11 protein-coding genes are annotated in these 13,563 nt (G+C 38.5%); 2 read left to right on the forward strand and 9 right to left on the reverse strand.

Features of this window, described 5'->3' with window-relative positions:
- Positions 1 to 23 precede the first annotated feature (23 nt).
- From BM012_RS00330 to BM012_RS27000, 6 genes are all read right to left on the reverse strand, one after another.
- Entirely contained in the window at positions 24 to 890 is an 867-nt protein-coding gene (locus BM012_RS00330; protein WP_061801642.1) for an ABC transporter ATP-binding protein, read from the reverse strand.
- Between the two features lie 164 nt (positions 891 to 1,054).
- On the reverse strand, positions 1,055 to 2,248 hold the full coding sequence (locus BM012_RS00335; RefSeq protein ID WP_061801643.1) for an acyl-CoA dehydrogenase family protein: 1,194 nt from the start codon (positions 2,246 to 2,248) through the stop codon (positions 1,055 to 1,057).
- A 28-nt stretch (positions 2,249 to 2,276) separates the two neighbouring features.
- Positions 2,277 to 3,536: an acyl-CoA dehydrogenase family protein gene (locus tag BM012_RS00340; RefSeq protein WP_061801644.1), complete on the reverse strand. Its 1,260-nt coding sequence runs from the start codon at positions 3,534 to 3,536 to the stop codon at positions 2,277 to 2,279.
- A 194-nt stretch (positions 3,537 to 3,730) separates the two neighbouring features.
- Positions 3,731 to 5,113, reverse strand: a complete 1,383-nt coding sequence (locus BM012_RS00345; RefSeq protein ID WP_061801645.1) for an LLM class flavin-dependent oxidoreductase — start codon at positions 5,111 to 5,113, stop codon at positions 3,731 to 3,733.
- Positions 5,114 to 5,201: 88 nt separating this feature from the next.
- Complete coding sequence (ssuD, locus tag BM012_RS00350; protein WP_061801646.1) at positions 5,202 to 6,353, reverse strand: FMNH2-dependent alkanesulfonate monooxygenase; 1,152 nt, start codon at positions 6,351 to 6,353, stop codon at positions 5,202 to 5,204.
- 231 nt (positions 6,354 to 6,584) lie between these two features.
- Positions 6,585 to 6,707 carry a hypothetical protein gene (locus BM012_RS27000; RefSeq protein ID WP_264158235.1) on the reverse strand — a complete coding sequence of 41 codons (123 nt, stop codon included), beginning with the start codon at positions 6,705 to 6,707 and terminating at the stop codon, positions 6,585 to 6,587.
- Between the two features lie 149 nt (positions 6,708 to 6,856).
- Here BM012_RS27000 and BM012_RS00355 point away from each other — a divergent pair, with 149 nt between their 5' ends.
- Positions 6,857 to 7,477 carry a LysE family translocator gene (locus tag BM012_RS00355; RefSeq protein ID WP_061801647.1) on the forward strand — a complete coding sequence of 207 codons (621 nt, stop codon included), beginning with the start codon at positions 6,857 to 6,859 and terminating at the stop codon, positions 7,475 to 7,477.
- A gap of 66 nt (positions 7,478 to 7,543) precedes the next feature.
- Here BM012_RS00355 and BM012_RS00360 read toward each other — a convergent pair whose 3' ends face one another.
- Entirely contained in the window at positions 7,544 to 8,281 is a 738-nt protein-coding gene (locus BM012_RS00360; RefSeq protein ID WP_061801648.1) for a hypothetical protein, read from the reverse strand.
- A 124-nt stretch (positions 8,282 to 8,405) separates the two neighbouring features.
- Positions 8,406 to 9,524, reverse strand: coding sequence for a peptidoglycan-binding protein (locus BM012_RS00365; RefSeq protein ID WP_064504922.1), 1,119 nt, complete (start codon positions 9,522 to 9,524; stop codon positions 8,406 to 8,408).
- A gap of 726 nt (positions 9,525 to 10,250) precedes the next feature.
- On the opposite strand from BM012_RS00365, the gene BM012_RS00370 reads away from it, so the two are divergent.
- Positions 10,251 to 11,621 (forward strand): amino acid permease, encoded by a 1,371-nt coding sequence (locus BM012_RS00370; RefSeq protein ID WP_061801649.1) that lies wholly within the window; start codon positions 10,251 to 10,253, stop codon positions 11,619 to 11,621.
- 41 nt (positions 11,622 to 11,662) lie between these two features.
- Here BM012_RS00370 and mutL read toward each other — a convergent pair whose 3' ends face one another.
- Positions 11,663 to 13,537, reverse strand: coding sequence for a DNA mismatch repair endonuclease MutL (gene mutL, locus BM012_RS00375; RefSeq protein ID WP_061801650.1), 1,875 nt, complete (start codon positions 13,535 to 13,537; stop codon positions 11,663 to 11,665).
- Positions 13,538 to 13,563 lie beyond the last annotated feature (26 nt).

Consider the following 13,563-nt stretch of genomic DNA (forward strand, 5'->3'; position numbering starts at 1 on the left):
TTACCTCCCCTTCTCCTCCTCATTTAAATTCCTGCTCCATACGGCTGAACCGTCTCGTTTTGTTCGAGTTTCTTAAATATTCCATTGTTCATTACACGTAAAATTTCATTTCTAAATTTAATAAATTCCTGGCTTTCGATTAACATCTTTCGGTCTCTTGGCTTCTTAAAAGGAACGTCAATAATTTCTGCTATTTTGCCCGGAGGACCAGGCGTAAACATAACGATGCGATCCGCTAAAATGATGGCTTCTTCTGCGTCATGTGTAACAAACACTACAGTACGCTGCTGATCGCGATTTACTTGAAGAATAATATCTTGTAATTGAATTCTCGTTACGGGATCTAATGCACCAAATGGTTCATCCATAAACATTAAATCTGCTCCTAATGATAAAGCCCTTGCAATTGCTGCTCTTTGTCTCATCCCTCCTGACATCTCACCAGGATATTTTTTCACGGCATGCCCTAACTGTACTAATTCAAGGTATTGCCCAGCTAAGTGTGCCAGTTCTTTTTTAGATTTGGATTTTTTCATCGTTCTTTTCATTGCAAGAATAATATTTTCTTCTGCTGTTAACCAAGGAAATAGGGAGTAGTCTTGAAATACAACTGCACTATCTGGTAAAGCTTTTTTAGTTGATACAGAATCAACTAAAACTTCACCACTCTTCGGCTGTGCTAATCCTGTTAACAATCGAAGCAGAGTACTCTTCCCAGAACCACTAGGACCCATTAACGTAATAAACTCTCCTTTTTTAATAGTGAGATTAATATCTTGTAAAATCTCAACTCCTTCATAACTAAAAGAAAGAGATTTAGCTTCAATTTTGGTTTGAAATGCATTCTGTTTTTCTCTTACCTTGTAAACTTCTTGGATTACTTTTGCCATATTCATCCTCCAACCTTTTTTTATATTTCATGTCATAAAAAAGAACCAGGAACATTACTCTGCACAGCAATGTTTCTGGTTGACCAGTCAACAAAATACTATAACCCTATCAAAATAGTAAGTTTAATATCATTGATTCTGCTTTGCTTACATTAATCTAATGATCATTTCCCTTCTTCCCAAAGCTCTAGAGGCAAACTTAGCAACTCTTTTCCAATTTGCTCTCGAGCAACATTATTAGAAGGTGCCATAGGAATTCCTCCGCGTGCATCTCGGTAAATGCGTTCGAAAATTCCTTCTACATATCCAAAGCCTCCTGCGACATCCATCGCAACTCGTGCTGCAAAATCCGCTAATTCTGTTGCTTGTACTTTTTGCTCTTTTATTTCAGAAGCAAGGGGAAGGGAAGACTCATTTAACGCACGTAATTCATCCAATCTCCTCGCCAAATCCAATTGCCATGCTCTCAAACCTGTAATACGAATTTTCACTTCAGCTAATTTTTGCCGAATGACTCCATAATCAGCTAAACTCTTGTTGAAATCTCGATGAACAGTTCTCGTTGTGTGGGCAACTGCAGCGTCAAGCGCTCCTTGAGCTACACCTAGCCATACCGCATTTAATCCTATTGCTACTCCTGTCCCATTTAGCACATCTAGTCCATCTGCTGGCAATAGATCTTGGTAACTTACTCTTACGTTCTCAAACGTTAATGGACCACTATGGTTTCCTCTTACACCAAGTGCTTTCCATGGCTTTGCTATAATTCCGTCCTTGTGGCCATCTACAATGAATGAGCTATGTTCCTTAGGATCACGGCTACCTGCAGTACGGGTTTGCACAATATAAAAATCTGCCTGTCCTCCACTTGTTGTAAAAGATTTTTGAGCGTTAATAATATACTCTGTTCCATCGTTTTTCGCTTGGCTCCTGTTATACCAAACATGACCTCCTGTTGCTTTTTCACTAATGGACAGAGTACCTAAATACCCTTCTCGGACTTTTGGTAACCATCGCTCTTTTTGACTTTGACTACCAAAAATATGAATAGCTTGAACAGCACCAACATGCATAGCATATACGAGACCTGTTGACGCATCTACTTTTCCTATTTCTTCAGCTGCAACCGATAATCCCACATAGCCAAAATCGAGTCCTCCCCACTCTTTAGGAATAGTTACAGAATTCCACCCTTCACTAGCTAAGTAAAGTAAGTTTTCACGAGGAAATTGACCTGTTTTATCAATCATTTCTGCATTTGGTTTTATTTTTTTTTCAATAATAGGCTTTATCATGGCTCTCATTTTCTCAATCGCTGATTGTGAAGAGACAGGTCTATCTTTTGATATGTTGGTCATTTTTATATCCCTCTGTTTCTATTAGATATTAAAAATACACTTGTTTTATCGGAAGCTCATTACCATTCACTACATAATCGCCGATTGCTCGTGCTTTGTAGGCCGTTGGATTATGAGAAGCAATGGTACGAATATTGCGCCAGTGGCGGTCAAGATTTGCTGACTGTCTTGTTGCAGAGGCTCCTCCAACTTCAAATAGTCTTGTCGCTGCTTGCAAAGCAATATTGTCTATCATTACTTTCGCTTGTGCAGCTTTTACTGAAGCTTCATGACTTAAAGCATAATCTATATCGCCTTCAACAGCTGAAGCTACCGCCTGATCTAAGGCTTCAGCAGCTGTAAGTACAATTGCTGAAGCTCCAAAAGCACTGCTCGCTATTTCCCCAATGATTTGCTGAAGCTGAGGATCCTCTGACGGCGTATTCGCAGCTGCAAAACTGAATGTTCTTTTTCTGTTTTGAACCAAAGCTGCCGCATCTGTCACTACGTTGTGCATAATCCCTGTGATAACCGCATGCAAATACAGCTGTAAATAAGAGTTAAATGGCGTTTTCTTATCGTACGTTCCGGCGATTTCTTCTTGTTTAACTAAAACGTTGTTGAAACGGGTTGTTCCACTTCCCGTGAGTTTTTGACCAATACCGTCCCAATCATCCTCAAGAATGACGCCCTCACGATTTGTTGGAATAACAACAGATAGAGCCGTTTCACCTACAGCCGAAGCTGTAACAAGAACAAAATCAGCATACAGCGTGCCTGTACTAAAATATTTTGTACCGTTTAAACGATAATGATCTCCATCCCGAGATAATTTTGTTTCAAATACTTTTGTTCCTACATTTTTGGAGGAAAGTTCAGTTGTTGCATTTCCAATAATGTGACCGTCAGCTATTTTTTGTAGCCAGTAATCTCGCTGCTCATCTCTAGGAGCGATAAGCAAACTTTCCACAAAGGAATAATGGGCGCGAAGACTATGAGCAACGTCTGAATCAGCTTCTGCTAATTTGATAATCACTGCAAAGAGTTCGCGAATACTCGCCCCTCCTCCACCACGTTCAATCGGTAACCGTAAGGCACCTAATCGTGACTGTCGAATAACATCCCATGCAAGATATGGATGTGCTTCACTGTTAGCACTTCTTCGGTCTTTCGTATCTTGAGCAATTATAGAAATTAACTCATTAAGCGCGGGTGTATGGAATTTAACAGGTTCAGTAAACAGATATGAAGATTTTTCACTACTTTTTCCGGTATCAACACTGACGTTTAAATTTCTATAGTTCGTCATATTTGATTTCTCCCTTAGCTTTGATTTACATAGATAGCATAGCGCTTATTTGAATATGCATTGTTAATGCATATAAAAAAACACCCTTTTCCCCCTATCCATAGCGGGAGAACAGATGCCTTTAGTTGTCTAATCGGACCACTATTTAATTTTAAGTTAAAAACTACCTTTTACGTGCTACTAGCTTCTTAAGCTTACAATTGATAATTCATATTTCTATATTGAGAACCTACATGTTCTTCTGATAAGCGTGCCCTTCCTTTACCAAATAATTTCTCCCTTAATGTTCCTTCTTCATACTCTGTTTTTACTAAACCACGCTCTTGTAACTCTGGAATGACAAGCTCAACGAAATCCGCAAATGACCCAGGCGTCACTGTATAAGCTAAATTAAATCCGTCAATATCTGTTTCATCAATCCATTCTTCAAATATGTCGGCAATTTGTTGAGGTGTTCCAACAGCTACAGGTCCCATTCCACCAATACCAGCAAACTTAGCCAATTCCTGTACAGTCCACGTTTTATTTGAGCTATATTTGGTTAGTGATTCTAACATTGATTGAACGGCTTTTGTTTCAATATACTCAATCTCTTGCTTTGGATCCCATTTTGAAAAATCAACGCCACACCATCCGCTTAATAATGAAAGAGCACCTTCATAACTTATATAGTTTGAAAGTTCTTCGTATTTCTTCCATGCTTCTTCTTCGGTTCTTCCAACAATAACGGTAAACAAGGCAAATACTTTTAGACTTTGCGGATCTCTCCCTTGCAAGCGAGCTTGTAACCTCAAATCTTTTACATAAGCTGCAATTGAGCTTTTTTCAGGACCAGAAATAAACGTGCATTCGGCATGCTTAGCTGCAAATTTACGACCTTTTGATGATCCACCTGCTTGATATAAAACAGGAGTCCTTTGAGAGGATGGCTCACATAAATGGATGCCAGGAACATTAAAATATTTACCGTGATGGTTGATGGCATGGACTTTGTCGGGGTTTGAAAAGACTTTCTTTTCTTTATCTTTGATAACAGCGTTCTCTTCCCAACTGCCTTCCCATAACTTATAGCAAACTTCAACATATTCATCAGCGATGTTATAGCGCTCTTCATGCTGAATTTTATGGCCTGTATCAATGTTTTTCATTCCACTTTCTAAATAAGAGGTCACGATATTCCAAGCAATTCGCCCATTTGTTAAATGATCCAACGTTGTCATTCTTCTTGCAAACGTATAGGGATGCTCAAACGTTGTAGAACAAGTAATGCCAAAGCCCAAATGTTCTGTCGCATGTGCCATTGCAGAGACAAGCATCATTGGATCATTAACAGGAACCTGTGTTGCTTCTCGAACAGTGACCGTTTTATCTGCTCCATATACGTCATATATTCCAATCACATCTGCTATAAACAGGCCATCAAAACGTCCCTTCTCTAATAATTGTGCTAGTTCGATCCAATAATTAATATCGTTATATCGATGCGATTGATCATCAGGATGTGTCCATAAACCAGGAGATTGGTGAACAACACAATTCATATCAAAAGCATTTAAATATATTCTACTTTTTTTCATACTCCGACTCCTTTTCGAATATTCAGTGTATTCAACAAGTAGAAGCATTTCAACTATGTAAAACGCTCCTCTATATACTCGAATTCTTCTATTTACTCATATTTGTTGTTTGTTTCTCAAAGCTTTCCTTATTTGCAGCCACTCCACCAAATGGACTTATAAAGGTACGTTCATTTTCATCATGATGATGATTTAGAGGTAACCTTGGGAAGAGTAGCTCTGCCGTACGATAAGCTTCTTCTAAATGCGGATATCCTGACAAAATAAACGTATCAATCCCTAAATCGGCATATTCTTTCATTCTTTCAGCAACTGTCTCAGCATCTCCTACTAGAGCTGTACCTGCTCCTCCTCTCACTAGACCCACTCCTGCCCATAAGTTAGGGCTTACTTCAAGGTCAGAACGATCTCCTTTATGAAGTTCAATCATCCGTTTTTGACCTTCTGAATCCATCTTCGCGAATGCCTTTTGTGCAGACTGAATGGTTTCTTCATCTACATGTTCAATGAGCTCTTCAGCAGATTTCCACGCTTCTTCTTCTGTTTTTCTTACAATCACGTGTAGGCGAATGCCAAATCGCAATGTTCTTCCCTTTTTGGCTGCTTTGTTTTTCATCGTTTCAATTTTTTCTTTTACTTTCTCAGGAGATTCTCCCCACGTTAAATAGACATCTACATGATTAGAGGCAACATTCATTGCAGCGGAAGAAGATCCTCCAAAGTAAAGAGGCGGATATGGCTTTTGTACTGGAGGATATAGGACTTCCCCGCCTTTTACATTAAGGTAGTTTCCATCAAAATCTACATCTGATCCATTTAACGCTTCTCTCCAAATTGATAAAAATTCATCTGTTAATTCATAGCGATCATCATGATTTAAAAACAGTCCATCTCCAGCTAGTTCAACAGGGTCTCCTCCTGCGACAACATTAACTAGCAATCTTCCCTTTGAGAAGCGATCAAATGTAGCAGCCATTCGGGCAGATAAAGTAGGCGATGTTAAGCCTGGACGAACGGCAACAAGAAACTTCAGTTTTTCAGTGACAGGTGCCAGCATTGATGCTGCAATCCATGCATCTTCACATGATTTTCCTGTTGGTAATAGCACCCCGCTGTATCCTAACGTATCTGCAGCTTGGGCAATCTGTTTGCAGTATGAATAGTTGACTGGACGCGTTCCCTCAGATGTGCCTAGATAACGCCCATCTCCGTGTGTTGGAATGAACCAAAAAATCTCCATTTTCCTCTTCCTTTCTTCTATTAATTTAAGAAATTAGTATGTAAAAAACAAAAGAGGCTCACCAAGCGAACGATATGTTCTTCGCTTAATGAGCCTCTGGATGACCAGACGGAATATTTGTATTAAAGGTTATGACCATGATAAGCTAATTATTCCCATTTGTAAAGTATGAATTGAAACTAAATTTTCTTTATCACTCTTCACTCAGGTTGATAAAGATCCTTTCCACCATCAAGAACTTTTCGCTTCATTTTCTAGTTCTTTCACTCGTTTTTCAAGCTTCTTCACTTTAGACTGAAGTTCTGTAACAAATATAAAGGCTGCGATGGCAAGTGCAAAACCTGCATACTCCATTTCTATTCCTCCTTTAACCTCTATACTTAGTACTATTTACGGGTAAGAAAAGAAAGGGTTTCAAAATATCCCTTTCCGTCCATCCCTTTGATATCTAAAATCTGTTATACTATCTTATAAAATAATACTGCGAAAGAGAGGTTACGAGGTTGGACTTATTATCTTTACTTTCATTTCTAGGCGTTGCTGTGCTTCTTACTCTTATGCCTGGGCCTGATAACTTATTTGTGCTTGCTCAAAGCATTGCGAAAGGGAAAAATGCCGGCATTTTTACAACGCTTGGTCTTTGCACAGGACTGCTCGTTCATATTACGGCCGCAACGATTGGACTTTCAGCACTTGTTTATCAATCTTCTCTTGCTTTTTCAATTGTAAAATACGCAGGAGCCGCTTATTTACTTTATCTAGCTTATAAATCGTTCCGTGACAAAAGCACGCATGTAACAATGAAAAGCGACGATTCATTAGAAAACAAATCGCTCTACAAAAAAGGCATTATTATGAACGTTTTGAACCCAAAAGTATCGCTTTTCTTCTTAGCGCTTTTTCCACAGTTCATTAACTACAATAGTTCTGTTACACTGCAAATGCTTCTGTACGGCTTTACGTTTTTAGTTCAAGCATTCGTGATTTTTACACTTGTTAGCTTTTTTGCTGAAGGAGTGGGACGCTTTTTACGTAAAAGCCCGAAAATTTCTCAGAAAATTAATGCTTTGCAAGGAACGTTGTTTACAATCATTGGAGTGAAAATAGCATTTACTGAGAAATAACCTTTTATTAAAAAGCGCCATTCGTTTGTACGAACGGCGCTTTTTATAATCTGCAACATGCTATTATTATTTCATCTTATTTAATAGATCAATAGCGATAATTTCCTTCGTATTTTTCTTATCTTTAATAATAAGTGATGCGTGATTTTCGTCTTGCCAATAGACGTTAAAAGTCTCCGGCTTTACGTTTTTTCCTTCATAATCTATTTTTATACGAAATGAATAGCGAGGATTCCCTTCTTTCTCATAGTAAACTTTAATACCTTGCTCACCACATAACGAGAGTAGTTTTCCTTCTTGCACAATTTCCACCTTGCTCATATTCATCAGAGATTGACTTATAATAACTGATTTCTCTTTTATATAACGAGGATACACAAATGCAATAAAGGGAATTGAAAGAACGAGAACAATTGTCAGCGTCACAGTAAAGATTTTGTCTCTCTTTCCTTTTTTGATGGCTCGCTCAAGAGGTAAGTCTTCTTTTTTAAGAAAATCAAACTCTTTCTTTTCTTTACTCCTTCTATGTAAAAAAGCACTCCACCAATACATTAAATAGAGATAGCCTATCAAAAGAAATGCAGCGGCGAAAGATCCCTCATGCAGTCTTTCAATAAGATTTTCTATGTTTTGTCCATTTCCATTCATATGATAAAGTATAAAAACAGCGATGATAAGAGCAATAAACGAGCGTTTCCTACTTTTTCTTCTGGCGAAACTTGCCATAATACCTAAAAATGTAAGAAACGGTAAGTAGGTTGTAAGCAAGATAACGAATATCCATAAAAAAGTGATGTAGGTCATGACGTGTCCTTTCTCTTAAATTATGTAAATAGAAACCTGTTTTCTTAGGAATTCATTCTTATCTTGCCACACTTTATTCTTATAAAACAAGGCGTGAATTTCATAGGAAATTCACGCCTTCGTTCTACACAAATGAACGAAGTGTAAGCTGAGCAATAAGATAAAGCATTTCTTGCTGTGACACATCGCCATTTTCAAGCTTTTCTTCCCATACTTCTGGCTTTTGAAGAGGGAGTTTATCTTTTACTTGTTGAAATGTTATATACAAGTTTTGAATTTGATAGTCTTGAAAATCTCCTGCTCTTTTAGCCATCACCATTGCATCTTGACGTTTTGCCTCATCTTGTGGACGTGCTCCGTTGGTAATTCCACGTTCAATGGCTCCATTCACTTCTTCTCTTGCAGCAGGATCTGCTGGTAACTTACTTTTATCCACTTTTGGTTCCTCCTTTGCCGGGTCTTGTGCTAGCGGTGTTGTTGGATTTGGCGTCGGTTTCGGTGCCGGTGTTGGAGTTGGTGTGGGAGTTGGAGTTGGCTTTTGAGAAACTTTATATACTTCATCAAGCTTTGCTAATGTAAGTGCTCCTGCAATACCGTCAGCTGTTAAGCCGTATTTTCTTTGAAATGCTTTTACAGCTTGTTCCGTTCCCTCTCCATAATCTCCGTCAATCCCACCTGAACCAACACTAAATCCAAGTGCCTGCAGTTTTCCTTGCAACCCCTTTACGAGCGTCCCGCTATCTCCTCTTTCAAAATAGTTTTTCGGAAGCGGTTGTGAAGGAGCCACAGCTCCACCTGATGGAGGTCTTCTTCCTGCTTGAAGCTGTGAAAGGGTTAGTCCAAAGGTATACTGAAAGTGTGGCAGATCTTTAAAAGATCGCCATGCTCCTCCCCATTCAAGTCCAAGCTGCTGACCTAATTTTCCGACTCTATTATAGTCATTTCCTGTCCATACCGCGTTTTGCTCATCATCAAAAACAGCAATATCAAAAGCTAATCCATAGTTATGGATCGACTGACCTCCTCTTGCATTGGTGACGATTTTCCCTGGCTTTGTACGTCCTTGTTCATATAGGGCGTTTTGTTCTGCAAAAGTACGAAGTCCTTGTGTAACAGCAATATTAATTCCGTTTCTATATGCAAGTTTGATAAGCTCAATGGCTTTTGCTGCCACTATAGCATTTACCCCTACTAGCCGCTTTTCCGAGCGCTCTAGCAGATATTCCAAAGTAGTGGCTGGCATATGATTCACTCCCTAGTTGTTTGACAATGTTGCCTTCTCTCTTTCATCCTTAAAAAAGAAAGAAGGAAATAGAGCTTTCTATAGCTCTATTCTAGTGTCTATTACTACATCCTATTCAAAAATGAGAGAGTCGTGTTACCTAATTATGGAATGATATTCTGTAAGAAGAAGGAAGAAAATACTATAGGGATAAAAGATTTATAGACTATAAATAAAAATTCCTTTCAAATTTGTCGAAAAAGAAGTCTTTAGAATGAGGAAAGTGGATATTTGTAAGGAAAATGTAAAGAGGATACGCTATAATAAGTTTATTGAAAGGAGGACGGCACAACATTTATCAAATGGATGGGAAATCAGAAAGGTATAGATAAATACTATTTCTCACTATATACCATACATACCTTTACAACTACATAATAGAGAGCTCTTCACATCTGATAGATTTACAAAACTTAAAATTTTAGACTATTCAAAATTGTTATTCCTTTTGCTTAAAACCAACCATTTTACCTAGAAGATGTAAAAATTGTCATCTTTCAATATCGATTATGATAATGGTATAATATCTTATTGCAGCCATTGATAACTTAATGAGAAAATGGGTGAAATGCACACTAAAAAAAGCCAGTAAAAAAGAATCGAACGAATGTGATTAAGATTACGGCGTGCTGACATGGTCAACTTTACGGTCACACGCTATGATGTTACGAGAAAGAGGGGAAACATATGCAAGAACAGAAACTGGCGAGAGGTTTAAAAAACCGACACGTACAATTAATAGCAATTGGTGGAGCGATTGGAACAGGGCTTTTCCTTGGAGCTGGAAAGTCCATTCACCTTGCAGGCCCATCAATTTTATTTGCCTATATTATTACAGGAATGATCTGCTTTTTAATTATGCGCTCGCTTGGAGAATTACTTTTAACAAATTTAGAGTATCACTCTTTTGTTGATTTTGTACAAGACTATTTAGGAAATATGGCTGCCTTTATTACCGGTTGGACCTACTGGTTTTGCTGGATTTCCATTGCAATGGCAGACTTAACAGCAATCGGCCTTTATACACAATATTGGTTCCCGAGCGTTCCGCAATGGGTTCCAGGATTGATTGCTCTCGTGATTTTATTAATTATGAACCTTGCCACTGTCAAACTTTTCGGTGAAATGGAGTTTTGGTTTGCTTTAATTAAAGTTATTGCAATTTTAGCTCTTATTGTGATTGGTCTTTTCATGATTTTAAAAGGCTTCTCTACTGACTCAGGGCCAGCTACATTTGCAAACTTATGGAACCACGGCGGCATGTTCCCTAATGGAATAAACGGCTTTATTCTTTCTTTCCAAATGGTTGTCTTTGCCTTCGTTGGAATTGAGCTTGTTGGTCTTACAGCAGGTGAAACAGAAAACCCGGAAAAAGTTCTTCCAAAAGCCATTAATAATATCCCGCTTCGTATATTAATTTTCTATATTGGAGCACTTCTTGTGATTATGAGTATTTATCCGTGGAATGCTATTAATCCAGCGGAAAGTCCATTCGTACAAGTTTTCGTTGCCGTTGGAATTGGAGCAGCTGCAACCATTATTAACTTTGTTGTGTTAACATCTGCTGCTTCTGCATGTAACAGTGCTGTCTTTAGTACAAGCCGTATGATGTACTCGCTTGCTAAAGATAAAAATGCACCAGAAGCATTGGCAAAACTTACAGCAAATAAAGTTCCTTCAAATGCGCTGTTTTTCTCAGCCGTTGTTGTTTTAATTGGCGTTGTTTTGAACTATACAATGCCTGAAGGTGTCTTTACGCTTATTACAAGTATTTCAACTGTTTGCTTTATTTTCATTTGGGGAATTACGGTTATCTGTCATTTGAAATATCGCAAAACACGACCAGATTTAGCGAAAGTGAATAAATTTAAACTTCCGCTTTACCCGTTTTCTAACTATTTAATTCTTGCTTTTCTTGCCTTTATTATTGTCGTATTGGCACTCGCGGAGGATACAAGAGTTTCGTTATTTGTAACACCTGTTTGGTTTATTTTGCTTATTGTAATTTACAAAGTTCAAGCAGCAAAAATAAAGAAAGATGTAGCAGCGAAAAAATAAAAAAAGGCGTAACCTACCAGAGGAGGTTACGCCTTTTTCTTTTACATCACCCGTTTAAACATTTTCTCCATCTCATATGTTGAATAATGAACAATAATCGGACGACCATGCGGACATGTGAATGGATCACTTGATGCTCTTAAAGACTGTAAAAGCGCAAAAATCTCATCATGACGAAGATGATGATTTGCTTTAATAGATCCTTTACAGCTCATCATAATTGCTGCTTCTTCACGGAGCTTGATGATATCCACTTTTCGCATTGAAAGTACTTGTTCAATCATTTCTTCAATAGTTTCTTTTTCTTCTCCCTTTGGAAACCACTGCGGATGTGAGCGAACGATAAAGCTGTTGTGACCAAACGACTCAATAAAAACGCCAACGCTAGCTAGCGCTTCCCGGTGCTCCTCAATTACAATGGCTTCATTCGCTGAATACTCAAGCGTAATCGGAACAAGCATTTCCTGTACTTCTGGCTCTACTTCACCAAGCTTGTCACGAAAGTATTCGTATTTGATTCGCTCTTGTGCCGCATGCTGGTCAATAATATAAAGACCGTTCTCATTTTGAGCTAAAATATACGTTCCATGCATTTGACCAATTGGATAAAGCGTTGGAACACGAGAAGATGATTCTTCTTCCTCTGTGCTTTCTTCCTCTACACGCTCTTTTTCCTCAACAAAATTCTCTTGCTGTGGCTTGAGTGCTTCATTAAACTTTCTTTCTTCCTCCTGTTCAAGCTCATTTAGCCATGATAAATCTTCTTTTACAGGCTCTTCGGCTGGAGGTGGCTCTGGTGCTTTTTCGTACGTTACTACCCTCTCTTCTTTTACAGAAGGCGACTCGCTGTAGTCAAACGACATGACACTTTGCTCACTTTGCGGTTTTGCTTTTGTAACAGGCGCTTTTGTCGCCACTTCTGGGATAAGCTGCTCTTTTTTAAATGCTTTTTTAATGCTCCCCTCAACAAGAGAAAATAGCTCGTCTTCTTTACTTAAGCGAACTTCAAGCTTTGTTGGGTGTACGTTAACATCCACTAAAAGCGGGTCCATTTTAATATTTAAAAATACAATCGGATAGCGACCAATTGGCAAAAGCGTATGATATCCAGCCGTTATGGCTTTTAACAAACCAAAATTTTTAATATGTCGGCCGTTAATAACCGTCGACATATATGCTCTTGAAGCTCTTGTCACTTCAGGAAGTGCAATATAGCCGTCAACTTCATAATCAAGTGAAGAAGCTTTAATGGGAATCATGTTTTTGGCAATTCGAATTCCGTAAATCGAAGCAAGCACTTGACGCACGTCTCCATTTCCATTTGTATGAAGCAGTTTACGCTCATGATGCATAAGCTTAAATGAAATGTGTGGATTCGCAAGAGCAAGACGGTTCATAATATCCGTAATATTGCCAAGCTCTGTGTTAATGGTTTTCATATATTTTAAACGTGCTGGTGTATTAAAAAAGAGATTTGTAATTGTAATATCTGTTCCTTTGCGACTTGAATAGAGCTCATGTGTCACAACTTCCCCACCTCTTAAGTAAAGGTGAGTACCAGCTTCATCTCCACAGCTTGTTTTTAAATCCACTTCCGAAACAGAAGCGATACTTGGTAATGCTTCACCGCGAAAGCCGAGCGTTCTAATTCGAAAAAGATCTCCTTCATTTTTAATTTTGCTTGTTGCGTGACGGCGAAAAGCAGTTAAGCAATCTTCATTTTCAATGCCATCTCCGTTATCCACAATCCGAATTTTCGTTAATCCTGCTTCAACAAGCTCCACTTCAATGACAGTGCTGTTAGCATCAATGGCATTTTCCACAAGCTCTTTTACAACCGACGCTGGCCGTTCGACAACTTCTCCTGCGGCAATTTTATTTGATAGCTCATCAGAGAGCTGCACAATTCGTGCCATCTTTCTCCCTCCTATATAGAAAAAGA

Source organism: Priestia endophytica DSM 13796, from assembly GCF_900115845.1.
Taxonomy (GTDB): domain Bacteria; phylum Bacillota; class Bacilli; order Bacillales; family Bacillaceae_H; genus Bacillus_I; species Bacillus_I endophytica.

Coding starts and splice junctions, on each gene's coding strand:
- BM012_RS00330 (WP_061801642.1), bottom strand. CDS start 890: ATGGCAAAAGTAATCCAAGAAGTTTACAAGGTAAGAGAAAAACAGAAT.
- ssuD (WP_061801646.1), bottom strand. CDS start 6,353: ATGGAGATTTTTTGGTTCATTCCAACACACGGAGATGGGCGTTATCTA.
- BM012_RS00345 (WP_061801645.1), bottom strand. CDS start 5,113: ATGAAAAAAAGTAGAATATATTTAAATGCTTTTGATATGAATTGTGTT.
- BM012_RS00370 (WP_061801649.1), top strand. CDS start 10,251: ATGCAAGAACAGAAACTGGCGAGAGGTTTAAAAAACCGACACGTACAA.
- BM012_RS00360 (WP_061801648.1), bottom strand. CDS start 8,281: ATGACCTACATCACTTTTTTATGGATATTCGTTATCTTGCTTACAACC.
- mutL (WP_061801650.1), bottom strand. CDS start 13,537: ATGGCACGAATTGTGCAGCTCTCTGATGAGCTATCAAATAAAATTGCC.
- BM012_RS00335 (WP_061801643.1), bottom strand. CDS start 2,248: ATGACCAACATATCAAAAGATAGACCTGTCTCTTCACAATCAGCGATT.
- BM012_RS00365 (WP_064504922.1), bottom strand. CDS start 9,524: ATGCCAGCCACTACTTTGGAATATCTGCTAGAGCGCTCGGAAAAGCGG.
- BM012_RS00340 (WP_061801644.1), bottom strand. CDS start 3,536: ATGACGAACTATAGAAATTTAAACGTCAGTGTTGATACCGGAAAAAGT.
- BM012_RS27000 (WP_264158235.1), bottom strand. CDS start 6,707: ATGGAGTATGCAGGTTTTGCACTTGCCATCGCAGCCTTTATATTTGTT.